Source organism: Bradyrhizobium sp. 613_E4_N2_2, assembly GCF_052075995.1.
Taxonomy (GTDB): domain Bacteria; phylum Pseudomonadota; class Alphaproteobacteria; order Rhizobiales; family Xanthobacteraceae; genus Bradyrhizobium; species Bradyrhizobium barranii.
On sequence record NZ_CP197234.1, the window covers coordinates 7,464,991 to 7,488,497 of the forward strand.

Annotated in this window: 22 protein-coding genes and 1 tRNA gene; 4 read left to right on the forward strand and 19 right to left on the reverse strand. The window is 60.2% G+C overall.

The genetic code is table 11. The annotated features are described in order from the left end of the window. Positions 1-6: 6 nt before the first annotated feature. From AB7290_RS35275 to AB7290_RS35305, 7 genes are all read right to left on the reverse strand, one after another. The gene (locus tag AB7290_RS35275; protein ID WP_063985307.1) at positions 7-216 is read right to left on the reverse strand and encodes a twin-arginine translocation signal domain-containing protein; all 210 of its coding nucleotides are present in this window, start codon (positions 214-216) and stop codon (positions 7-9) included. Positions 217-244: 28 nt separating this feature from the next. Continuing rightward, a complete protein-coding gene (locus AB7290_RS35280) occupies positions 245-1,024 on the reverse strand; it encodes a molecular chaperone TorD family protein (protein WP_085403302.1) in 780 nt (259 codons plus the stop codon). 119 nt (positions 1,025-1,143) lie between these two features. Further along, positions 1,144-1,797 carry a DUF3306 domain-containing protein gene (locus AB7290_RS35285; protein WP_085403301.1) on the reverse strand — a complete coding sequence of 218 codons (654 nt, stop codon included), beginning with the start codon at positions 1,795-1,797 and terminating at the stop codon, positions 1,144-1,146. Further along, positions 1,794-2,309: a DUF3305 domain-containing protein gene (locus AB7290_RS35290; RefSeq protein ID WP_071916335.1), complete on the reverse strand. Its 516-nt coding sequence runs from the start codon at positions 2,307-2,309 to the stop codon at positions 1,794-1,796. The genes AB7290_RS35285 and AB7290_RS35290 overlap by 4 nt, the downstream gene beginning before the upstream one ends. Further along, positions 2,306-3,313, reverse strand: a complete 1,008-nt coding sequence (locus tag AB7290_RS35295; RefSeq protein WP_085403300.1) for a DUF6352 family protein — start codon at positions 3,311-3,313, stop codon at positions 2,306-2,308. Before AB7290_RS35295 ends, AB7290_RS35290 begins: the two co-directional genes overlap by 4 nt. Continuing rightward, positions 3,310-3,849, reverse strand: a complete 540-nt coding sequence (locus AB7290_RS35300) for a DUF6505 family protein (RefSeq protein ID WP_063985312.1) — start codon at positions 3,847-3,849, stop codon at positions 3,310-3,312. The genes AB7290_RS35295 and AB7290_RS35300 overlap by 4 nt, the downstream gene beginning before the upstream one ends. Then, the gene (locus AB7290_RS35305; protein WP_085403337.1) at positions 3,846-4,553 is read right to left on the reverse strand and encodes a biotin/lipoate--protein ligase family protein; all 708 of its coding nucleotides are present in this window, start codon (positions 4,551-4,553) and stop codon (positions 3,846-3,848) included. The genes AB7290_RS35300 and AB7290_RS35305 overlap by 4 nt, the downstream gene beginning before the upstream one ends. A gap of 211 nt (positions 4,554-4,764) precedes the next feature. Here AB7290_RS35305 and AB7290_RS35310 point away from each other — a divergent pair, with 211 nt between their 5' ends. Beyond that, positions 4,765-6,735 carry a 4Fe-4S binding protein gene (locus tag AB7290_RS35310; protein ID WP_085403336.1) on the forward strand — a complete coding sequence of 657 codons (1,971 nt, stop codon included), beginning with the start codon at positions 4,765-4,767 and terminating at the stop codon, positions 6,733-6,735. On the opposite strand, the gene AB7290_RS35315 is transcribed toward AB7290_RS35310, so the two are convergent. Next, complete coding sequence (locus tag AB7290_RS35315; RefSeq protein WP_085403299.1) at positions 6,736-8,034, reverse strand: c-type cytochrome; 1,299 nt, start codon at positions 8,032-8,034, stop codon at positions 6,736-6,738. It abuts the gene before it with no gap. Between the two features lie 213 nt (positions 8,035-8,247). Between AB7290_RS35315 and AB7290_RS35320 the strand changes: the two genes are divergently transcribed. Then, positions 8,248-8,487: a hypothetical protein gene (locus tag AB7290_RS35320; protein ID WP_085403298.1), complete on the forward strand. Its 240-nt coding sequence runs from the start codon at positions 8,248-8,250 to the stop codon at positions 8,485-8,487. Between the two features lie 195 nt (positions 8,488-8,682). Here the strand turns inward: AB7290_RS35320 and AB7290_RS35325 are convergent, their stop codons facing one another. The 3 genes from AB7290_RS35325 to AB7290_RS35335 all read right to left on the reverse strand — a co-directional run bounded on the left by AB7290_RS35325 (position 8,683) and on the right by AB7290_RS35335 (position 11,511). Continuing rightward, on the reverse strand, positions 8,683-8,898 hold the full coding sequence (locus AB7290_RS35325) for a hypothetical protein (protein ID WP_085403297.1): 216 nt from the start codon (positions 8,896-8,898) through the stop codon (positions 8,683-8,685). 420 nt (positions 8,899-9,318) lie between these two features. Further along, complete coding sequence (locus tag AB7290_RS35330; protein WP_085403335.1) at positions 9,319-10,155, reverse strand: glycosyltransferase family 2 protein; 837 nt, start codon at positions 10,153-10,155, stop codon at positions 9,319-9,321. 162 nt (positions 10,156-10,317) lie between these two features. After that, positions 10,318-11,511: an aspartate kinase gene (locus tag AB7290_RS35335; protein ID WP_135216935.1), complete on the reverse strand. Its 1,194-nt coding sequence runs from the start codon at positions 11,509-11,511 to the stop codon at positions 10,318-10,320. An 801-nt stretch (positions 11,512-12,312) separates the two neighbouring features. Between AB7290_RS35335 and AB7290_RS35340 the strand changes: the two genes are divergently transcribed. After that, a complete protein-coding gene (locus tag AB7290_RS35340) occupies positions 12,313-13,590 on the forward strand; it encodes a complex I NDUFA9 subunit family protein (protein ID WP_244623454.1) in 1,278 nt (425 codons plus the stop codon). Positions 13,591-14,385: 795 nt separating this feature from the next. Here AB7290_RS35340 and AB7290_RS35345 read toward each other — a convergent pair. The 3 genes from AB7290_RS35345 to AB7290_RS35355 all read right to left on the reverse strand — a co-directional run bounded on the left by AB7290_RS35345 (position 14,386) and on the right by AB7290_RS35355 (position 15,682). After that, positions 14,386-14,754: an ABC transporter substrate binding protein gene (locus AB7290_RS35345; RefSeq protein WP_085403294.1), complete on the reverse strand. Its 369-nt coding sequence runs from the start codon at positions 14,752-14,754 to the stop codon at positions 14,386-14,388. A 160-nt stretch (positions 14,755-14,914) separates the two neighbouring features. Beyond that, positions 14,915-15,385: a hypothetical protein gene (locus tag AB7290_RS35350; protein ID WP_167768314.1), complete on the reverse strand. Its 471-nt coding sequence runs from the start codon at positions 15,383-15,385 to the stop codon at positions 14,915-14,917. A gap of 212 nt (positions 15,386-15,597) precedes the next feature. After that, positions 15,598-15,682 (reverse strand) — tRNA-Glu (locus AB7290_RS35355). Positions 15,683-16,165: 483 nt separating this feature from the next. Between AB7290_RS35355 and AB7290_RS35360 the strand changes: the two genes are divergently transcribed. Continuing rightward, positions 16,166-17,935, forward strand: coding sequence for an amidohydrolase (locus tag AB7290_RS35360; RefSeq protein WP_245344195.1), 1,770 nt, complete (start codon positions 16,166-16,168; stop codon positions 17,933-17,935). Between the two features lie 154 nt (positions 17,936-18,089). Here the strand turns inward: AB7290_RS35360 and AB7290_RS35365 are convergent, their stop codons facing one another. The 5 genes from AB7290_RS35365 to AB7290_RS35385 all read right to left on the reverse strand — a co-directional run bounded on the left by AB7290_RS35365 (position 18,090) and on the right by AB7290_RS35385 (position 23,168). Next, positions 18,090-19,037: an ABC transporter substrate-binding protein gene (locus AB7290_RS35365; protein ID WP_085403293.1), complete on the reverse strand. Its 948-nt coding sequence runs from the start codon at positions 19,035-19,037 to the stop codon at positions 18,090-18,092. A gap of 233 nt (positions 19,038-19,270) precedes the next feature. Continuing rightward, positions 19,271-19,534, reverse strand: coding sequence for a hypothetical protein (locus AB7290_RS35370; RefSeq protein WP_085403292.1), 264 nt, complete (start codon positions 19,532-19,534; stop codon positions 19,271-19,273). After that, the gene (locus tag AB7290_RS35375; protein ID WP_244623263.1) at positions 19,524-20,366 is read right to left on the reverse strand and encodes an enoyl-CoA hydratase-related protein; all 843 of its coding nucleotides are present in this window, start codon (positions 20,364-20,366) and stop codon (positions 19,524-19,526) included. Before AB7290_RS35375 ends, AB7290_RS35370 begins: the two co-directional genes overlap by 11 nt. Before the next feature lie 569 nt (positions 20,367-20,935). Next, entirely contained in the window at positions 20,936-22,051 is a 1,116-nt protein-coding gene (locus AB7290_RS35380) for a DUF2336 domain-containing protein (RefSeq protein WP_085403290.1), read from the reverse strand. Between the two features lie 388 nt (positions 22,052-22,439). Continuing rightward, on the reverse strand, positions 22,440-23,168 hold the full coding sequence (locus tag AB7290_RS35385) for a sulfite exporter TauE/SafE family protein (RefSeq protein WP_085403289.1): 729 nt from the start codon (positions 23,166-23,168) through the stop codon (positions 22,440-22,442). Positions 23,169-23,507 lie beyond the last annotated feature (339 nt).

Here is a 23,507-nt window from a genome sequence, read left to right on the forward strand (position 1 = left end):
CTCCTCTCAACCCGGATAGCGATTGACACGGTAGTACGCCTTCACATGATCGGTCTCCTTGTAGCGCGCCTTGCGTTTCTCATCGTCGGTCTCGCTGTCCGCCTGAGCAGGCGTGATCAAGGGCGTTGCCAGCGTCGCGCCCGCACCGACCGTGCCGATGCCGACCTTGCGAAGGAAATCGCGGCGTCCGACTGTCGTTCTCTGCTCGTCCCTCATCGCATCTCTCCTGGACCAGCGGCGCTGGTCAGTTGACGAACGTGAAAGCCTCGGATTCGATTTCCAGAAAATTTCGTCCAAGTGTTCCGACCGACCGGTAGAATTTGGCGTTTTCCGCCTTCTCCATGTCGGCAAACAAACGTCCCATCCAGCGGGACACATGCTTCTCGAAGAATGTGCGCTGTGCTTCCGTTGGCACTGGGAAGCGTGCCACCGCAAGGCCCGCCATGATCTCGCACAGCGTCGCCGCGTGATCCTCGGGCTCAAAATTGCTCTCGACCCGCTCAATGCCGAGCGCGGCGAGATCGTCGCGCAGGCGCGACAGCGGACGTTCGTGGAGAAACCCCGTCAAGTAATAGGATGCGTAAGGCAGCAACTCGCCGCGACCCAGACCGACGAAGAGGTCAAAATATTCGCGCTCGACCTCGGATACGGCCGCTACCGATGCAGCTTCTGCAATGGTTGCATGGGCGCGTCCAAGCGGCGTCGCATCGCCATGCAGTTGCGCGATCTGCTCGAGCAATGCGGCCGACGGCGCGGACGAGAGCAAGGTTGCAAGCAGCGCGTATTCCTGCGCGCGCGCGGCATCGGTCGGATCAACCGCGTCGTCCGGCGCGGCCGGCTCGCTATAGAGATCGGGACGAAGCACTTCGCGCGACACACCCGTTGCGCCTTCGACCGCAATCACACGTTGCGCGGGCACCCTGTTCCAGTTCGACACCGAGGGCTGGGCAATACCGATTTTTCGGGCAAGCTCGGCAACGCCGCCCGCCGCATCGATGGCTCGTTCAAGGCCCGCATCGCGCATGCCGACCTCCCATCCAGGGGGCCAAGCGCTTGATTGCGTTTGCGTAACAAAGACTAGCCGCGTGTCCGGGAGCGGTCAATTGATAGCCATAGCCTGAGGCTATCGCATTTAGTCGCAGTCTACCGGGGCAACGCCCCGCCATGTGTGCGGTGCCGAAGGGGAGTCTCTTCACTCGCAGCTACGGGTTGCGATGCAGTAGAATTCGACGGCAATTCCGCGGCTGCGAACTCGCCGAGCGGTCGAGGTTCCGTGATCGCCTTCACCGGATTTGATGATTGCTCGAAACCGGCCTCCGCGGGAGCCGATCGCGCGGCGTCTTCGGCAGCCTCGCGCGGATTGGGGCGGCCCTCGGCGGCCTCTACCACGCCCCCGACGACGCGGCGGACGAGAGCGTCAATTTGCTCGGCCGAATAGTCCAGCGGACCGAAGCCAGCCATGGCGTTCGGGTCGTTGAAGTCCCAGGCGTTTTCCGCCAACCCCACGAAATCGCGGATGGTGGGATCGGCGCTCCAGGCGCGACGGAGCGCCGCCCGGCTCAACTCCTGCGGAATGCCTTTGCGCAGGAAAGCCGTGATGTCGGTGGCAGCATCGATCGATTCAATCGGGGGCAATTTCGACAGCTCCGTCTCCGGGGGAGCCGGCTCTGCCGCGGCCCGGTTGGACAGCGCCGGCCCATGCGCCTCAGCGGCTTCTTCAGGGGCTGGTTCAGCGTGACCGGCCTTCGCCTCTTGCTTGCGGCGCGCCCAGCGCGCCAGGAATTGCTCGTCGCTCATTCGTGCTCACCGTCGTGGTGACGCCGCGCAAGCGCCTCAGGATCGGCGCGGCGTCGCTCGCGCTTGACGAATTCCCTCTCGACGTGGTGCTCGGCGATGAAATTTTCAATCGCCTTATGCAGTATCTCAGGCATTGGCACCGCTTCGACCAGATTGGCACCTGCTTCCGTGAATGCCTCGCCTTCCGCTGGATCTGCGGTGACGGCCGAAACGGCATAGGGCCAGGCGCCCTCGGAGGGAGTCAATACGATCCAGATGCGGGGAGCGCCCGTGGCAAGATTGTCGCGGTAGCGCTCGGTTTCCGAGCGATAGAGATCGACCATGGCGTTCCCGGCATAAAAGAGCGTCAATCCCTCCTGCGCCCGTAGGACAGTCCACGGCATCATCTCCGACTCATCCGGCAAGACGCCGATGCCGCGCCAGACAAAATCAATCCATGGGGAATCCGCCTTGCGGCGCTCGACGACAACGCCGACCGGAATGCGCAACAATGGCAGCGCGCCGGGGCTCACGTTGCAGCCTCCAGGTGCTTGATCGGCAACCCCGTCAACAGATTCTGCGGCTTCATCTGCACCAGCTGATCGGAGGTCGTTGCAAGGATCAGGTAGACCGGCTCGCCCCCGACCGCATCAACGACCAGGCTGGAATCTGGAAAAGTGAGCCGGAACAGCGCTAGCACACGACTTGCGGTGCGGTCGTCCAGCGCCTCTCCATGCCAAAGCTGGTCGCCCATCCGGGTGGCTTCAGCATCGAGCCCAACATACCAGGTGAGCTTCGCATCGCGCAGGGCGGTGAGCGGCTCAATTCCGACGGCAAATCCAAGCAAATGAGTAATCCAGCGCCCCATGGCCTCTGCCAGCGCAGCGGGGCCCCGCGTTCCGCCGGTGAAATCGAGCGCAAGATCGAACTGATCGCTGCGCTGCCAGTAGCTGTCGGCATTCCCCTCGCTGAGGACGTCGATCTCCGCGCCGGTTGTTGCCCCCAACATGGACATCAGCGACAACACGGGCGTTTGGCTTGGCCCGCCAATGATTTCCTCGTCGCCCAACAGCAGCAAGTGTTCGTGCGGCACGATACGCTGCGGCCGGAAGAACAGTTCGGCCGCGCGCAGCACGAACGGGTCCTCGCAGCCGTCAAGCGCATTTCGCAGGATCACGTGAACAAGGTGGTTCACAAACAGCGGCGGCAGGTTGACGTGACGTGAGCGAACCAATGCAAGATAGGCCGCTTCCAACGTGGGTTCGCGCAGCAGAAGCTTCCGAAATGCCAGTACGAATTGCCAGTTCTCCCGCGCATCCGCATCGGCGATCGCAGCTACCTCCTCCGCAGCGACTGCCCGGCCCGGGTCAGCGAGCAGCTCCTGGTGCAACCTGCGTTCGACCGCGCAAGCGTCGTTCGGCGGCATCAGTTCGGGACGCACGAAGTAGGCCTTCAGGAACTCATCCGTGACCACGAGCCCGCCGCTCGCATTGTGATCGAGCAGGTGGTGGCCGCAGGCGATCCAGAAATCCCTCATCGGCGCGACGGCTCCTCGCTCATATTCGCAAGATTGAGATCCTTGTCGGGCTCGGTGTCATCCTCCACTTCCATGAACGAGAACGCCTTGCCGTGACGCTGGCCCTCGCGCAGTTGCAATCTGCGGAATGACTCGCGGACCTCGCCATTGCTCGCCGAGCGGTGGACCGCGATCAGCGCGCTGATGGGATGTGTGCAGAGTGATTGCGCAAAGGCGACTTCCTCTTCAGCGGCAAGGCGCGCGGTTGCAAGGTCCGGCGCCCCGAACCGTTCGACCAGTTGTTTCGCAAGGAGCTCCACCAACGTCCGGCGATCGCCTTCAGTCGCGGGGACGATTTGCACCAGTGTCGACCAGCCCCAGGATTGCACGCCGAGGAAACCGCTTCGAAACGCCGAACGGTCCTTACCGCTCAGCTTCGCTGCATCCCGATTACAAAAGCGGAAGGCGCCCGACACCGCCCAATCGCCGGGCTGCGCCGGCACGTCGAACACGAACGTGTCGGATGGATCGAGCGCGATGGTGCGCAAGAGCTTCACAGACGCGGTCCTCCGAGTATTGAATCGAACCATGACGGCGATAGCAAGCCCTTCTTCAGGTCGTGCCGATCGGTCCTGTTTGTCCCAATCCGGCGGGCAATAAGATCACCGTTGTCAGCGATCACATATGTGGTTTGCCGCGCACGCGGCAACCGACTTAGAAACTCGCGTGCGATGCCGTCGAATCCATCGGCTTGCCAGGCGTCGAGAGCGCGCATCAGATGCCGCACAAAGCTCTCCGTCACCTGAATCGCGCCGGCCTCACCAAAACCCTCCTGATCCAGGGCGGAAGCGAGCGGATAAACGCCGGCTTCCCTGTCGCTCATCGCAACCGTTCGGATCATGGCACCGAACACCAGCCAGCGCGGCGGCTCGTCCTCCTTTGCGGACGAAGGCCAGCCGAGCCGCCCGCCACCAACGAGGCCGCCGTCAACACGGATCGCGTCCGGCCAGTCGATCGCGATCTCCTTGTTCGGCGGCGCATACGCGCGCAAGGCGTCGGTCAGCGCCACCATCCCCGCATAGAAAGCGCGGCGCGCGGTACGCAACGGCTCGCCAGGTTCAAGGACGACTGCGAACTCGGCAAGATCGAACCGCCCCACGTAGGTCAGCGTACCTGCCCCACTCTCTTCGGCGATATGCATGGCATGGGCGAAAGAGTCACGACTTTCGCGCAGCCTCACCAGCGTGAATGGCGGAGGCAGATTGATTGGCTCCGTGACCGATGAGTGCCCAGGGGCTGTCGGTGTCAGGCGGACCTCCAGCTTTCTTTTCTTCTCTTGTGAGAATAACTTAATCGACCAGGAGGGGCGACGCGAGTCCGCTCGCCGTCGTTCCCGGACCTCTTCAGGAGGTGAAGGGCTGCGCATGCCTGATCCGCCGAACACGATCCTGATCTGCTCGTGCGAAGACACGATGCGCCTCGATACGGCCGCCGTGAAGCGAGGATGCCGCAAAAGCGAAATCGCCGAGTTCCGCCAGCTCTGCAGGGCCGAGCTCGATCATTTTCGCAACGCGGCGAAGGCGGAAGGACCGCTCATCGTCGGCTGCACCCAGGAGGCCCCACTGTTTGGCGACGAGGCGAAGGGGCGTTCGGGGAAACTGGATTTCATCAACCTTCGCGAGACGGCCGGCTGGTCGGTGGAGGGAACCAAGGCAGGCCCAAAAATGGCAGCACTGCTCGCCGCTGTGTCCGAGGCTGCGCCTGCTTTTCCGTTGGTCACCCTATCGAGCGAAGGGGTGATCCTGATCTATGGCCGCGACGAACTTGCGGTCGAAGCTGGTCGATTGCTTGCCGATCATCTCGACGTGACGATCATGATCACAAAGCCGTCACAGATTATGCCGCCGGCGACGACATCCTTTCCGATCGTCCAAGGAACGATCCGTAACGCCAAGGGCCATTTGGGGGCCTTCGAGTTGACGGTCGACGACTATGCGGCCCCCCGCCCCTCCTCGCGCGATACGCTCGTCTTCGAGGCTCCGTGCGACGGCCTGACTTCGCGCTGCGACATCGTCCTTGATCTCTCCGGCGGGAAACCGCTTTTTCCCGCGCATGACTTGCGCGACGGCTATCTCCGCGCGGATCCGCGGGACCCGGCCGCGATGCTGCGTGCGGTGCTCAGGGCACGCGACCTCGTCGGCAACTTCGACAAGCCGAAATACGTCAATTTCACCGCAGAGATCTGCGTCCATTCGCGCTCGAGGCTGACGGGTTGCCATCGCTGTCTCGATCTCTGCCCGACCGGAGCGATCACGCCACATGGCGATCACGTCAAGATCAACGCCGAGGTCTGCGCCGGATGCGGCCAGTGCGCCACGGCCTGTCCGACGGGTGCAGCAACCTATGCCCTTCCGCCGCCCGATGCGCTGCTGCACAAATTGCGCGCAATGCTTTTGACCTACCGCGAAGCCGGCGGCTCCGGTGCGGTCGTGCTGCTGCACGACACCCAACATGGCAGCACGCTGATCGATGCGCTCGCCCGCCACGGCGACGGGCTTCCCGCCAATGTGCTGCCGTTCGCCGTCAACGAGGTGACACAGGTTGGATTGGAAGCGGTCGTGGCATCCTTCGCCTATGGCGCAGCGGGGATACGCTTTCTCCTCCGCGCAAGACCTTTGCACGACATCTCCGGGCTTTCTCAAACCATAACGATGGCTGATGCCATTGTTTCCGGATTAGGTTTTTCGGGGCGCCGGGTTGCGACTATCGAAACGGACGACCCGGACGTGCTGGGCGAAGTGCTGCGGTCGATTGAACCCGCGCCGGCCGTGGAGCGTCCCGCAACCTTCAAGACGGTAGGCAAGCGGCGCGACCTGCTTCGCTTCGCTCTTCACGAACTGCACCGCGTTGCGCCTGTGCCGACCGACGTCATTGCGCTGTCCCAGGGCGCGCCGCTTGGTACGGTTACCGTCAATACGGACGGATGCACTTTGTGCCTGGCCTGCGTGTCGGCCTGTCCCACCGGGGCTCTCCGCGACGATCCCGAACGTCCCGTGCTTAAATTCGTCGAAGATGCCTGCGTGCAGTGCGGATTATGCCAGAGCACCTGCCCGGAAAAGGTGATCACTCTGAAGCCGCAGATCGATTTCCGGGCCGCAAGGGCTCCGGCACGGATCATCAAGGAGGAGGAGCCGGCGCTTTGCATCCGCTGCAATAAGCCCTTTGGGGTAAAGAGCACGATCGAGAAGATCGCTGCGAAACTCGAGGGCCGACACTGGATGTATCCCGCGGGCGACAAGCGGCTGGACGTGGTCAGAATGTGCGCGGACTGCCGCGTCACCGCCATGAGTGAACAACAGTTCGACCCGTTCGCCGGCGTGCCCGAACGCGCTTCGCCTCGCACGACCGATGATTATCTCCGTGAGCGTGAGACCAAGCGTTAGCTACTTGGCGGTGGCGCGCGCCAGGAAATCCGTAAGCGCCTTGCGATCCTTCGCGGATCCAATCCGCTGCTCCGGCATTTTTGTGCCAGGCGTATAGGCGTTCGGACCGAGTTCGAACAATTTTGACACGGTCTCGGGCGTCCACACGATGTCCATCGCTTTGAGCGCGTCGGAGAAGCGATAACCAGGCAGCGACGCGATCCTGCGGCCGTATAAGCCCGCAAGCGTGGGGCCGGCGCGCTGCGCGTCCTGCTCGGACAGGGTATGACAGGCAACGCACGCCCTGAACACCTCGGCCCCGTGATCTCCCGTATAGGCTGCAAGCGGATCGTGCGGCGTAGCTTGCAACGATGAGCCGATGGGGGCGCCGGTCAGCGCATTCCAGCGCCGGATCCTGCCGTCGACGCCGCCCGTCAGCAATGTTGCGTTGTCCGGCAGGAAAGCGACCGACCACACGGGCGAACCTGTATCGACCAGGCTTCGCGCGATGCCTCGCGCCTTTCGGTCGATGACCGTCACGACACCGCCAATTCCTGCAGCAGCGACCGACGTGCCGTCTGGAGAGATCGACAACGCGACAATCGGCGTCTGGCCAGCTTGCACCTCGCCGCTTTCCCGGCCCTCCGACATCAGAAAGCGTAGCTTGCCATCAGCACCACCCGTTACGATCTCGCCGTCAGGCGCGACTGCCACGGCATTAAGGGGTGAGCCCAGCGTGATGACATTAGGGGTGCCACCCGCCAATGGCCAGATCCTCAGTTCACGATCGTAACCCACGCTCACCAGCGATCGTCCATCCGGCGTGAATGCGACGCCGTTGACGTTCTGCGCATGCCCTTCCAGCACCTGCTGCGCGCCATCGCCGAGCGACCAGATACGAACTGTATGGTCCCAGGAGGCAGAAGCCACTCTTGCGCCATCCGGCGAGACTGCAAGTGAAGCGATCGGCGCGCCATGGCCCTCGAAAACCTGATCCGGCTGCTGCCGGCCAGGCGTCCAGATCGCTACCTTCGCATCCGCTCCGGCAGTCACCATCCGCCCATCCTTCAGGAAGGCCACCGCGTTCACCGCATCGGAGTGAAAGCGAAGGACCTGCTCGGCGGATTCGGTCTTGAGCGACCATCGGATGGCGGCGGTGTCGAAGCTGCCCGACAGAACATTTTTGCCATCACTGGAAATCGCAATCGCCCGCACGGGCCCACCGTGACCTGTCAATTGCGCTGGCGCCGGCGCTGAATGCATCGCCAACAGAGCGGCAACGATGCAGAGACTGGTGCTGAGACGTGGGACCCAATTCATCTGCGGCTTACAGGTCGTTCGGGCATGTCGTCGGTGTTGACACGGCGTACGTGCACTCGCTCGGTCTCGTCAATGATTGAAGCCGTTATCCGGTTTCCATGCTGCACCGCAGGACGGGCATGGCTCCGCTACTCAATGCCGCAACGGCTGTTGTCGGCTTGAACCGGGCATAGCCTGAACCTATGCTTGATCTGACACGTCGAGGACGACGTCATGCAAATACGACCTAAAACGTATCTGCATTTCATTTCGTTGTGGCGATCACTTCGCGATGCGATACCGCCACACCGTGACGATGTGCCCGCTGAAACGTCACCGTTCCTCATCTATACCGCGGCCGTGCTGATGCTTCTCTTGGCCATTCTGGAACTGGACGCTCATCGAGGCGAGCTGGAATTGCTCGGCCTTTTGGGGAACGACTACCCGATTCCGCCCGCTTTCCTGGGCCCGTAGCCCCGCCTCTCGACCACGATTTCGTTCGACCTCGCAGGCTCAAGCGCATCGATTTGCGAGCCCTGGCTGAACGGTCTGCTGCGCGGCCTTCTGCCTAAAGCGCGATGAGATTGGGATGAATCGTCATCGCGCTTTAGGTTGTTGTTTGAGCATGATCTTTTCGGAAAACCGCTGCGCACTTTTTCGGATCATGCCTTAGCGCTTGGAATCCCGCGGAAAGACCAATGACCGATCGTCAAAATCGTCGACCGGCAGCTTGTCTGCGCTTCGACCGCTTTGCATGCCCTGCAATGTCGACGTGCTTGATGTTCCGGCGCGCCCGACCGTTGCGTTCGAGTGTGATCGCGGGATGCCGGTCACAGCAGCAAGCAGACCAACAGCGGCGATGGAACAAATGATCAAAGGCTTCATGCGAAATCTCCTGTCCGCCAGAAATCCCCGCAGCGATCTGATTAGCGCGAAGCCTGACGTGGGGGTGTGAGCCGCCTCACACCTCCCGGGATTCTTGCGCTCAGCGCCTGTCAGGTTCCTAGTTTGGAACCGTCAGAGCCGGCTTCATCCCGGAGCGAGGTTCGTCGACCGCGCGGGGCGGCAAGGCTTGTTGGGCGCGATTTGTTTGGCGCGCTGGTCACGAACAATCTTCGGGAGGCGTTGCGAAACAGCACGTCAGGCACGAAAATCTCAGACCATCTACCGCACCAGTTTCGCACCAGAAACGATCTCACCGGAACACAACGAACACGACCGAACGCAGACCAAAACGCGTCCAGATCAACGAAGCCGACTTCGAAGCGGCCGCATTGGCACGGGGGCGGCTCAGTTTTCGGACAATCACATCTTGATCGCATTCGCGAAGAGCCCGTCACCCCACTCGTACAACGGCCGCATGAAGTCCGATTGGGTGTGGATTGCTCGACCTTTGCGTTCACGCCATTTTCGTCCGTAGGTATCGAACGGAAAGTGTCGCATGTAGTAGTCGCAGGTCTCTTCCCAATGGTCGACCGACAACGATTTGCCGTAGTGCTGGCAATAGAGGCCAGTCGCCACGCGTTCAACGCCACCCGGCTCGCGCGCATGGTGCTCTGCGAAGGTGACCTGCAACCGGTTTCGCCACAACATCAGAATGTCTCGCCTTTCCGGACCAAAGAAACGACGAAAGTCCAACAGTTCGCGATCGGCCTGATAGGGTGCGTGGTCCCCAGGAGTCATATAGGCATCGAACAGTTGAACCCGCACGCCGTCGCATTCGCTAGAATGCGTTCCTTCTATGAATCCGCGTAAATCCCCGGTAACGCGCTCATCCGCATCGAAGCAAAACATCCAGTCGAACTGCAAATGCTCGCGCGCCGTCTGCAACAAGAGGCCGCGATGCCGACCCTCAGCAATCCGGCGCGCCTCGATGTCAGCTTCCCATGAACGATTTGTCACAATCAGAGCGACTTTCGGGTGTTCGCATAGAATCTCCAGCGTACGATCCGTGCTCGCGTCATCATAAGCGACAATCGCATCGACCTGCTTGCCCACGTAATCCAGTGTGTCTCTGAGAATAAGCGCTTCGTTACGAACGCGGGTAGCGCCGATTAGAAGGTGCTTGTCACCCAATAGACCTGTGTTGCAAGCAATAATTCGTTCGCCCTCGCGAAGTAGCCAACCAATGGTGCCCGGCATGATCGACGCCTCCCGACTATAAAAAATTGACACCAACGATGGCGGACGGGCGCGTATCAGCAAGATTAAGAACTCTCGTTGTCGCCGCATCGAGCCGGCGAGCCGCCCCTCTTGACCATCCCTCCCCATACGCGATTTCGTGATATCTTCTCAAAGAGGTTGTTAGATCAGCGAATGCAAGGCCCTGACCGCGGCTTCGCGGGTCTCCACAGGAACGAACAAATTTATCGAATGTGGTGATAGAACGTACTTTTCAACGACAATCCCGTGGGATTGCAGAATTTGCATCGCCTGAAATGGCAAGTCTGAAGAAACGCCGCCGAAGCAAGTGAGGCTCACCGAACTCAAAGTCTCACGCCCTTTGCGCAAGTCCTTGCTCCTTTCCAGCGTGCGCAGCAGAGTGTCGAGCGTTTCCGACTCGCAAGTCATCATGATGCGCGTTTTTCCGGCGGTGAAAGCCGAGACGAGGACTTGCGGCCAAGATAGGCCGTTTTGCTTGAGATGCTGCGCAAATTTCTCAAAACCATGACTGAGATTCGTCGAAGCGATCTCCACATGCTCAATACGAGCCATCGAATTGACGGCCAGAATTTTTCCGGTTTCCATTCCGATAACCTCTTTCATCACTCGCGTGCTGTGTTCGTAATTGCCCCATTTTCGTAAGAACAAAGGGATATTTTGGCTTTGTGCCAGCTCCACGCTGCGAAAATGCAAAACCTTGGCGCCCCAAAAACACATTTCGGATAACGATGCAAAATCCAGCCGGCGCAATGGCTTTGCGCTCGCCACGACGCGCGGATCGGCCGAGCAAATTCCGTCGACCTCTTTGATAATTTCACAGCGCTCGGCCTTTAGCGCCGCAGCCATGGCGACGGCAGTGGTGTCGCTGCCGCCCCTGCCTAGTGTGGTGATCTCTTTGGTTCGCGGATTCACGCCTTGAAAGCCCGCTAAAACCACGATGCGTCCGCGATCGAGTTCTTCGAGCACGCGCGCAGGCCGCACATCTAAAATTCGCGCGGAAGAATGAGATTCGTCTGTCATTACACCGGCCTGACTCCCGGTAAAACTAATGGCTGGCGCACCGAGATCAGACAGGGCCATGCTCATCAACGACATGCTGATGCGCTCACCGGTCGTTAGCAACATATCCAGTTCGCGGCGGTTGGGATGCGGGCTTACTTGATAAGCCGCCTTAATTAATTCGTCGGTCGTCTTACCCATCGCTGAAACGATCGCCACGACGCGATGACCACGGCTGTGCAAATCGGCGAGGCTCCTCGCAACCGCGCGGATTTTTTCCGGGGTTTCTAGACAGACGCCGCCGTATTTTTGCACGATGGTCGGATTGTTGCGCATTTACGTGCGACGGCAGCTGTATGAGCGGTGGCCTGATGTTCGCTTCGCTCCGCCGGATAGTTTCATGCATCTAGCTCCAGAACTGCTTGCGGTCCGCGCAAAGATTGGATCACCCCTATCGAATTTCGCGACGTTTTTTCCGCGCGCCAGCGCGTCTCTGAGGTTCAGAGATTAGGCCAGTGCACGCGGTTGCCCACGTACCTCTCCGCTCATCGCCTTTCACAGCTCTCCAAGTATTCGATACAAGAATCGTTTTTCTTGGCGGAAGATTGGCGGTCACGACAAGATCGGCTGGGTAACGCTAAAGGTTCTGCCGACCCGAAAAATAATCCCTGAATGAAAGTGTCGTACCGGTTTCGCCGGGAAATGGCCACACGCACGTCCTCGGACCAGCGGTGCCGCCGACCCGTCTCCACCGCTTCAAGCCGTTCGACTTGGGCACTGAGCCCATCACCGTCCATCAGGACAGTTCTCAATACCGCGCCTCTTTCGGCAAGGCGGCCCCGCCGGATGTGTCCTAACAGAGTGGCCCGACGTCGTGTTTTCTAGGACGTACCAAGACTTGTCAGCCTTGCACTCCCCAAAGGCCTTGCCCAAGGCAGCTAACGAAAATTTGGGTCCAGATGCTGGACATAATCGATGTGGATCAAATATCATCCACCATTGCGCGCGATTGTTCCAAGCTCCGAGAGCTTGGCGGCCGGACCCTGTCGGCTGAGACAACAACTGACGCCCCCCGAGCCCGTGCCTACTTTCGCTTGGTTGCCCTGAGTTAGTGCGTCGCTACCAGCAGGTTGCGCTATGCTGAAACACTTGCTCATTGAAGTCATTGGTCACGTTTCCGGTCTCAGCGACGCGCAGCTTGAACAAATTGAGCGGTCGTTGCCCGCGACCAAGGCGCTGATCGATCTTCTCAGTAAGGCACATCCGATCATCGAACAGGCGGAAACGCTCTATAATGAGGCGCAGCCGCTAATCGATCAAGCTAGGAGAGAGTGGCAAACGGTCGGCCCTGCAGCGCACATTTTGATTGATGTGATCTCACATCATCTCAACAAAGGCAGTTCGCCGGCGGAGGCCACTGAGGCAGTGCGCGCGGCGCTCGGCGGGTCAATACAGAACGTTGCGCAGGATCGTGGGATGGACCGGGGAATGAACCGCGTGACCGTGTTTGGGGGGACCGGCTTCGTTGGTTGTCGCGTTGTACGCCATTTGAGCGTCTCCAGCGTTACGGTGCGTATAGCCTCACGGCATCCTGCGCGGGCCGAGGGCGACAACGCGGAACAGGTCATCGCTGATGCCCATGACGAGCGCTCTGTAGAGGCCGCCGTTATGGGTGCCGACGGCGTCGTCAACGCGATCAGCCTTTACACCGAGCATGGAGGCGACACATTTCATTCGGTGCACGTCGAAGCGGCCGCCAGGATCGCTGGAGTGGCACGGCGGGCCGGGGTCAAACGGTTTGTGCACCTATCAGGCATAGGCGCTGACCCCACATCGCCGTCGCCCTATATTCGCAATCGCGGCGAGGGCGAGGTGGCTGTGCAAGCGGCGTTCCCTGGCGCAGTCGTTATCCGCCCGGCGGTAATGTTCGCGCCGGACGACGCCTTTCTCACGACAATTCTTGGGCTGCTTCGGACCCTGCCGGCTTATCCGCTATTCGGCGACGGCAGGACGAGGCTTCAGCCGGTGTACGTGGACGACGTCGCCGCGGCGATCGCACAGGTCCTGCGGCAAACACAAAGACCGTTTCCAATCTACGAACTGGCCGGCCCGCGCGTTTACTCATACGGCGAGCTGTTGCGGACCATTGCGCGCACCGCCGGATTGCGGCCAATGCTGGTGCGAATACCCTTTGCTTTCTGGAATGCCGCCGCCGGCCTCGCTGAGATCCTGCCGCACCCGCCGCTCACGCGCAATCAGGTTGAGCTTATGCAGATCGACACGATGGTCTCGGGCAGCCGGCCGGGATTCGGTTCACTCGGAATTTCGCCGCGATCGCTCGAAGAAGAACTCAAAGCGATGCTCAAGCATACAAACGAGGAAACTCAAAACACAAATGAGGGTCGAGCCAGGTAGGGTTGAGACTTCGTTACCGTGTCACGATGTGACTACTGATGTCGGGAAGCGGCTTACCTCCGAGGTCGAGCACTAGGCCCGATAGATCGATGGTCGCAGCTCAGGGGTCAGTTCATCCGCCAAAGTTTTTACAAGAGCCGAAGGGGAATGACCCTCCCGAGTGAACCCTTAGCGTGCGGCCAGCCGCCTGGAGCTGTCCGAATTAGGACAATCGATCTGTCACATTAGGATACCCAACGGAGTGCTCCTTTTGCGCAGTCACCTCTTCACTTTGACCGGGAATAAATTGAGTTGGCCGGCTCGACTCATCCAGCCCAAGTCCGGACGGCAGGCGGCCCTACCACGCGACTCGCGAGGCGGGGTCGTTGCGTGTAGGGCTATCAGATGTGCTACCAGTTGGGCCGCAAGATGGTAGCGGGAAAAGCAGATCATGACTGACGATCAGGTCAATCTCGTGGTTCGGCACCTTTGCGAGCAGTTGCACTTGACGCTCCGATTGAAGGGCAGCGAGGCACATCCACCAAACGCCAAGGATATTGGTTTCGATCCTGCCTCTGTAAGAACTGTGTTGCTGACGTTCGGCGGGCTTCACAATCCACCACGAGGCAATCGGGGCGAGCGAAGAGCCGCCGTGGTCCTAATGAAAAGCCCAGGACAGAGGTCCCGTGCCAAGGTCCGGGTCGTACGCACCGGTCCACCTTTGAGCCGGTGACTTCCGGTCTACTCGCGTGAACGGAATTTGGCAGACCAACGCGACTGGTCGGGCTCGTGCCAATAGACGTCTTTTGCGTCTACTCAATTATTTGAGTCAGCTTGTGCGAGTAGTGTCGTCGGAACTACGAGCTTGAGCGCTTTTGCAGTTCTAACGTTGATCCATAACTCGACCCGCGTCGGCTGTTCGACGGGCAAGTCGCTGGCTCGTGCACCCTCAAGGATTCCTTTGACGTGGTAAGCTGATCGAATAAAATGACGCCGTCTCGACGCACCGTAAGCGAGTAGACCACCTTCCCCGACGAAATCCGGCGATGTTGCGAAGCTCGGAATGCGGTGCATCAACGCCAACGCGGCGATGCGGCTTCGATACGCGAAACGAGGACGACTTCGCGACTCCATCGACCATCGGCCCCGGACCCGGCGAGCGCAAGAGCGCACCCGCGTTAGCATTACTTGGGCCGCTTAACGATACCAGATCGCTTCGCAGATGGCCTCCGGGTGACGATCGTTTCAATACCTTGCAGCGTCCGCGCGAATTCGGACCGCAGGTGCTGCGCGTGTGCTGCATCCTTCGGCTCAGATAAAAATGCAATCTTCACGAAGAAGCGGTTCAATCGCGATGTGACGAGAAGATTGTCAGAGTGTTGCGAGCGTAAGTTCGTGATCTGTCGTCGCATCTCAACGAGATCGAACCGGTCATCGTCGGGCTTATTCGCCAAATGAAGCTCATACCGTTGCGGTAGATAAACGAAGCCGCCGCGCCGAGTATCTTGGCGCGACGACCTCGCCATGGTGAACCCGGACGGGGCAATGTCCGGTGCAGAGAGGTTAGCGCTCCGCAGCTCGGGTGCAATCGAAGACGCGGATTAAGCTTGATGTCGTCGCGGAAGGTTAAATCTGGAACAAGCGCTACTGTGGTCTGCAGCACGCCCGCGCGTCCAGTTAAGCGCTCCTTCTCCAGCGACGTCCCGGCCACGCGATCAAGGTCGGAGCCTAGCGCTTTGGCGCGGGTTACGTCGCGCTCAATCGATCGCTCGGACTTGCCAGATTTTGCCGCCGTGTCCTTAGCGAAACTGTCCATAAGGCCGTCAAGCCGCCTTTCGCTTGGAGATCAGCTTCGCCCGTTGCGCCGACGTCAGGTCGCGGCGGATCAGGTTTTCGTCGATTTCCATATCCAACCAAATTCAACTTCACGAAGCACTCGCCCGGCGAGCGTGGCGACCCCGCGAATTGCCGCTATCGAATGCCGCTAGCGCCGCTATTTGTTGATGTAAGTGACTGAAAAACACTTGCTGGCGCTCCCTAGGGGAATCGATCCCCTGTTTCAGCCTTGAGAGGGCTGAGCAGCAAGAGTGAGTTCGCCGCCGGAGTTGTGGCTAGGATCAAGAGCCGAGCCCCTGGTTCAGGCGGAGTTCCATCCATCAAGGACTAGGTGGTTGGCTCGAGCTTTTGTCAGAATTCGCGGTCTAGTTCACGAGTCGCGACCCGCTAGGCTGCCTTTGACGAGACTTCGACCTACGACATTTAGCGGGCAACGCGAACTCAGAACTCAATATCGAGCGCGCTTCCCCTATCGACTCACGAGTTTTGGCTTTTGGTGAAAATCGACTCATGATTCTTGGGTTTCTCGACTCGCGAATTTTTGGCAGGCCACGATAAATCAATGGGTTAAGCGACTCGCTTTTGATTGGTCCCGACACGCTTCGCGAGCTTCGGCTAGGCAAACCGGTGCCGCAAATGGCAAGCGAAGCGGCGAAGGCTGCCGCGCCGAAGCCCGACGGGCGAAGGCGGGCTGCGAAATCAATGATTTGGGCCTTGACCGAATTTTCCGGTGGACCGGCTGATTTTGTTGGAGCCAGACATGATCAAGATCGCGACACTCCCCGTTGCGACACGCGATGCCCGCGAGCGCATCCAGCGGCGGATGTGTGGCGCCGTTCCTGCCTCTCTCATTCCTGCCTCTCTCATTCCGGGACTGAACATGCGCAAGCTTCTGGCGATTTTGGTGATCTCGTGCTGGGCCACTTCGGCTTACGCACAAACGGCCGACCTCATTGTCACGAACGCAAAGATCGTGACGCTGGATCCTGCATCGACGATCGCGCAGGCGCTCGCCGTCCGCGACGGCAAGATCGTTGCAGTTGGCGGCAACGATGCCATGGAAGGCCTGATCGGGCCCGCGACGCGCCGCGTCGACGCCGGCGGACGCACGATCATTCCGGGATTGATCGATTCCCATATTCACGCCGTGCGCGCCGGCCTCACCTACGCCACCGAGGTCAACTGGATCGGCGCAAAGACCATTGGCGAAGCCATGGAACGCTTGCGCCAGGCGGCCAAAGCGCGCCCGGCGTCCTGGATCATCGTGGCCGGTGGCTGGAGCGACTTGCAATTTGCGGAGAAGCGGCGGCCGACGCTCGCCGAGGTGATGTCGGCCGTTCCCGACAATCCGGCCTACATCCAGCTGTTCTATTCGGCGCTGCTGATGACGCCGAAGGCGCAGCAAGCCCTCGGGATCTCCGCGGATCAGTTGCCGGCCGGGATCACGGCCGAGCGTGCCACATCGGGCGAAACCACGGGCTGGTTCAACGGCTCCATCGTCAGTATCTCCGCGCTGTTCGATCGCCTGCCGAGGCCCAATTTCGAGGACAATGTCGCCGGGACCCGGCAGTTCTTCACGGAGCTCAATCGTCTCGGAATTACCGGGATCGTGGATCCCGGCGGTTTCAGCATTTATCCCAGCCACTACGCCGCCTTGCAAAAGCTCTGGCGTGAAAAATCACTTTCGGTGCGTGTCTCCTACAGCCTGTTCGCCCAGAATGTCGGCGCCGAATTCGAGGAGTACAAGAACCTCACGCCGTTCCTGCCGATGGGATTCGGCGACGACATGCTGCGATTCAACGGAATCGGCGAGCGGATCACCGGCGCCATGTACAACAACAACGCGCCCGACGCGGCGGCGAAGGACAAGTTCCTCGAGATCATTCGCTGGGCGGCAAAACAAGGGCTGACGGTCACCATCCATTGGCAGGAAGACAAATCCGTCCATCACCTCCTCGACCTCTATGAAGAGGTCAACAAGGAGACGCCGATCGCGCCGCTGCGCTGGTCCATCGCCCATCTCGACAACACCTCGCCCGAAACGCTGGCGCGGATGAAGGCCCTTGGTGTGGGCTGGACCATGCAGGACGCCATGTACCTCGGAGGCGACCGTATCGTGGCGCAGGCGGGCGAAGCCGCGCGCAGCATGCCGCCCATCGTCACGGCGTTGCGGACGGGCGTCCATGTCGGGGCCGGCACGGATGCGCATCGGGTCGCATCCTACAATCCGTTCGTGGCGCTGCAATGGATGCTCGACGGCAAGACCGTCGGCGGACTATCGACGCGCGGCCCGGACGAAACACCCAGCCGCGAAGAGGCCTTGCGCCTCTACACCGTGGGAAGCGCCTGGTTCTGCTTCGACGAGACGCGGCGCGGCACGCTCGAAAACGGCAAGCTCGCCGACTTCGCGGTTCTCGATCGGGACTTCATGTCCGTCCCCGTCGAGCAAATTGGCGCCACGGCGTCTCTGCTGACGGTCGTGGGTGGCAAGGTCGTCTACGCAGCGGATGTATTCGCAAACGCAAAATAAGAGCTGGAGGCCCGCCGTGCCGCTCTCGCGAAATCTCGGCCTGTTGTCCAATGCAGCGATATTTGCTCTCGTCTCACACCATGCAGCTCGGGCCGACATACGTTCCAGCCAGTTCCTGGGCGGCGGTCCCTTGGTGGCTGCCCGGCAGCCGCGCTCATTCAACCACCTCGTCGGCGCGTAACAGGAATGACTCCGGTACTTTCAGACCGAGTGCCCTGGCGGTCTTCAGATTGATGACGAGGTCGAACTTGGTCGGCTGTTGGACTGGCAAGTCGGCGGGCTTCGCCCCACGCAAAATCCTGTCGACAAAGGTCGCAGCAAGCCGCCATAGGTGGGTTGCGTCCACGCCGTAGGACATCAGCCCGCCCGCATCGACGAACTCTCGGTATTCAAACATCGTTGGAATTCGCGCGGTCAGCGCTCGGGTCGCAATGGCGAAGGTGAGTGGGACGCCGACGGCATAGAGTGCGTCCGCACGGTCCCTGAGGGCCTCGAAAGCCGATGCAACGTCCTCTGCGCGCCGGATTTCCAATATCGTCGCCTCGAGGCCGAGCGCGGATGCCGCCGCCTGCACCTCATCCATCCTGTTTTTGAAACCGGGGCTATTGGCATTGACCATAACGGACAAGCGGCGGAAACCTGGGACAACCTCGCGCAACAGCTCGAGGCGCTTGCCGGCAAGACTGATGGGGTTGAGCGCCAGGCCGGTCGCATTGCCGTCCGGTCGGGCCAAACTTGCGACGAGGTCGCTGCCAACAGGGTCGCCAGAAATGGAGACAATTGGGATGAGCGATGTCGCGCGTTTTACCGCGAGAGTCGGAGATCCCCCCACCGTGACGATGACATTCACCTTGAGCCGGACGAACTCGGTCGCAATTTCCTTGGAGCGTTCGGTATGTCCCTCCGCAGAGCGATACTCGATCGCAACGGTCCGCCCCGCGATCCAACCGAGTTCGCGCAACTGATCCTCGAAATCTTGGGCCGACCAGGCCGGGCCCAAGAATCCGATGATGGGTAGCTTTTTCGTCTGCTCCGCCCGCGCCGGGCTCGGGCCCATAACCGCGGCAACGCCGACGAGCGTGATGAACTCGCGCCGCCTCATTGAATTACTCGTTTGAAGCGCCCGACTGAGGCATACAGCCTAGCATTTTTCAACCGGGAGCCGAGCGAGAAAAGGGCTGGCAGCCCGCCCTAACCGTGCGACGCAATGTCCGCAACGGGTCAAAAACGGCGCTTGGGAAGTCGGCCGGTCACTTCCGGTCCGCCCCGATAAGCGGACCACTTCGCAGTTCGCTTGCAGTTCGCATTGGGGCCATCAGGAGAAGTAAGCCGTCCTCACTCGATCACTTCGTCGGTGCGGGCGAGGAGCCCTGGCGGTACAGCCACGTCGAGAGCCTTTGCCGTTTTGAGGTTGACTGCCAACCCCGTCCCGATGCACCCAACGACTTCTTTATCCAGCCCGCCGCCATCCCAATGAGGCGTGGCACGTCGCCCAACAGTCGAAGAGCGCCTGCCCTTCGGCGAGACTTGGTAGAACGAAATACGCTGGCGATACGCGAACGCAACACGACCGTCCGCGAGCTTGTTGTCACCGTCCATCGTAAACGGGTGGACGCTTTTGTGCCTCGGCATCACGGCCTTCCTGGAAATCCCTGGTCGTGAGCAGCGCACTATATTGGTCGCCGAGCTTAGCGAGCGCCGTCTGAGAGTCTTCGAGCGCCATATGGGAGGAGGCCAGGGACGTCTTAATCCCGAGAGGGCCGCATGCGGCGATCTTGTTGGCGATCTCGACAGCCTTCGCGAGAGCCGCATCTCGGTTTGGGGCCACTTCCTGAACCGTTCCCATCCGGAGGGCTTCCTTCGCACCCCAATGATCGCCTGTTAGAATGAACCGCATGGCATTTCCCCATCCGGCTTCTCTGGGGAAACGAACCGTTGCACCGCCTCCGGGAAAACGGCCGTGCGTATTCTCATCCTGACCGAACTCCGTGTCTTCCGACGCTACGCGTATGTCCGCTACAAGGAAAAGCTCGTGCGCCATATTCCAGGTGTCGCCATGCACCGCGACAACCAGAGGCTTCGTGAGCGCTGGCCCGGTCCGCCCCAGAGGGTCGATGAAGCCGGGCCCATCCATCATCTTTTTTCCCGACTGAGCGAATGCCTTGTAGGCATCGACATCGACACCTCTGGAGAAGCGGTCGCCATAGCCGAACAGAACCGCCGCACGGAGCGAGGGGTCCCGATCATACTCGTAGTATGCTCTCGCCACGCTTTCTGTCGCATCCGGATCCAGCCGGTTGTCGATGTAAGGCCGATTGATGCCAATCAGTACAATTTGGCCTCTGCGCTCGATGGTGATCTTCGTCTGCTGATCGTACGGGATGTCCGCCATAAGCCTGGACTGCGCGGCCTCGTCGGTTTGTGATGTCATCGACTTGTCTCCCGATTTCTGGGCCTGCAACGCAACCGTCCCGAAAAGAACGGCCACTACTCACCGCTATCGGTGCTGAAAGCTGTGGTGTTGAGCAACGCCAGGCATTGCCCCATAAGCCCTGTTGGCCCCATACCAGGGAGCCGCGCCGCCAGGGAGTTCGAGGCCCATTCTGCCTGCTGGCGTTAACTCGCAGTCGTTCAATATATCCCTATTGGGATATTGCGCCTGAAACGAAGCTGGATTTTGAGTCGCCCACGTCGGGCACTGGGCACTTGCAGAGGTTATCGCGCCAATCGACATCATCGCTGCAATAATGGAAGTCCTGAATCCAATCATAATCGTACTCCGAACGGTTGTTGTTTTCGTGCGGAGCGTTCGCGCTGGCTAGAATCGGCTGCTCTGTTGAAAGCGTTTCCTGCGAATTTTTTTGACAAGGATTAGCTAGGTATGCGCTTGGGAAAAGACACGCAGTGGAAAATCACAGCTGCGCGAACGGCAAATCGGCACGCTCACCATTGCGTGAGCCGCCCCCACATCCACGGATGTCTGACGTCGGGATTGCGGTCCTAGATCATGCGCCGAGGCTGTTGAAAGGAGCCGCCAAAAACCTCCTCCTTTCGCGTTCGGTAGATGGTGACGACCTCCCGGCACGCTTTGACATTCAACCGGTGGAAATCGATCTTCAATTGATCCAGCTCGCCAACGGTTATCCGGTAGTTGGCCGCGCCCAGGAACAGCAGCGCCATTGTGGTGGGCCATGAGAAATCGAGAGACTTGGCCAGGATCAACACCGGCTCGCGATCCTTCTCGATCAATGCCCGTTCCGCGACGTCTATTGGAAGCCCACAGAGCAACGACAGGGCAACGGTGGTCTCGTTGAACTTGAGAGAGTGAGCAAGCTCGAAGACCTTGTCTTCCGTCAATTCGCCTCTCTCGTGCAGTTTTGCCACCGTGCGTTTCGCCGTGAAGTAATCCTTCGACGCCGGGCCAAACCTGGCGTGAATGGCGCCGGTGACATCGACGACGACGCGATGGACCTGATTTTCGATATCCGGACGCTCCCTCTTCAGCTTTTGCCGCACCTCTTCAGAGGCTTTGGCGATCAACTGGTGGAAGAGATGTCGAGGAATATCCTTTCGAAGTCCTACCGATTCAGCGAGGATCGAATCCCCTTCCGACCGCCGCACCAGGTGCAGAAATCCGGATTTGGAGAGGTTCGCCCCGGCATTTGAAGCGACCGAGGTTACGACCTCGGGAGATCCGCGCACCACCAGGACATCGGTGACCGTTTCCGGGACCGTTTGCCGCTTGGAGATTGCAAGCAAATGTTGCTGGCTCTTGTTCTTGGCACACGCAATCAATGTCTCGGTGTCGAGGCGCTCCGACTGACTGAGAACCGGCCATGCGACATCGATGCAGTCGTCGCTTGCCATCTGCCGGGTCAACGCATAGGGCGCGTTTGAGCTGCATGCGAGCTTTCCCGCGAGCTTCGCCCGCGCGCTCGTTTCAATCTCTTGCGCGAGACGACCGATGACCTCACCGAACGTCCAGATCTGCTCCTCGGAATAAGTGCCGGCGATCAGGATGTCCGCCGCATGCCAGAGCGCCCGCAGACAACTCTCGGGATTTCCTCTCGCAACTGCTTCGTCCAACTCGGCCAAGAATGACGTGATAGCAGCCATTGATGCGCTCGCGGTTTGAAAATAATCGAACGACAAAAGCGGATTTCAAACGAATGGGCGATGACACCACTCCAGACCTGAACACGCCGTAAAATCATTCCCGCCGCCTCGGATCGGGCATAAGATTCGCCTAATCAGATCGATCGAATTTTAGGTAGTGCCTGACTTGGAGGAAGCGGACGCCGTCAACACCCGCCCAACGTAGCTGCACCCGCGAGGTCACGCGTTTTGACCAGCAGCAGCCTCCGGCAAGCGAAGGATACCTCGGCTGGGGCAGCAGCACCGCCCACCGAATGGTTCGGCTCACGCTTAAGGGATTACGGCGACAGTGCTACTGCGCGCCGTACTCGAATGGCTGAAATTGTAACTGGAGGCGCGACCGACGTAACTACAATACCAGCAACAGTCCCGAAACCAGCAAGATGCTGAGGATAATTCGCCGGAACAGCGCGTCATCGACGCAGCGAAAGACAAAAATCCCGAGCGCCGTTCCTGCAACGAGCGCCGGGATGCCGACGGCGAAGTCAACCAGGACCTTTGTCGACAGATCTCCTCGGATCAGCATGAGAACAAGTGCGAATATCTGCATGGCGGCGATGAAGGGTTGAACCATTCCGCGCTGTTCGGTTTTCGGCACGCCGTGGATGTCACACCATATGGTCGGTATTGCACCCGGCATTGCCGTCAACCCGCCGACAAAGCCTCCGCCGAAGCCGATCAATGCATTACGTCCCGCATTCATCTGCAGGCGATGAGAAAGCGCCGGCCGGAACAACGTGTAGGCCGCGTAGCAGGCGACGGCGAGACCAAAGCTCTCCCTGAAGATCCGGGCGTCTGCAGCTTGCAGCAACCACACGGCGATCGGAACGCCAAGCAATCCGCCGACGACCAGTCCCGAGCTCTGCTTCCAGCGGATGCTTTTTCTCAAGGCCCAAAGACCCGCGGCTTGCACGGTGATGCTGCAGGCCATCATCAGCGGGACCGCCTCCCGTGGCGGGAGAACGTGAAGGAGAATCGCGCCGGCCACCGCCGAAAAGGCAAAGCCCGCGAGGCCCGAGACGAAAGCGCCGCAAAACACGGCGATGCTGAGCAGGCAAAACGACGCCATGTCGCCCATGAGCTAACCCTTCGTGTCTGTCAAATCCTGGAATAGCGAGCTGGCGATCAGTCCCCGGACGACAGTCCGGGCGGCTCGGGCGGTGCCCCAGCATCGCTCTGGCGGGTCGACGTCAACATCGTGGCTGCAAGAATGTGAAAAATGACAACGCCGATGGCGATCGTTGCGAGCAGCGTATTCTCGCCCGGCGCCGAAATCCGAAGCTTGCGTTCGGACGGCTTTTCACTGACCGGCATTGTCTCGCCCTCCAACATCTGACCGAGAGGCAAACTGGGGCCACGCATTGTCGATCAGGTGGTAGTTCTGCCGAAGGGTGCGCTCTGCCTGCAGCCGTCGCGC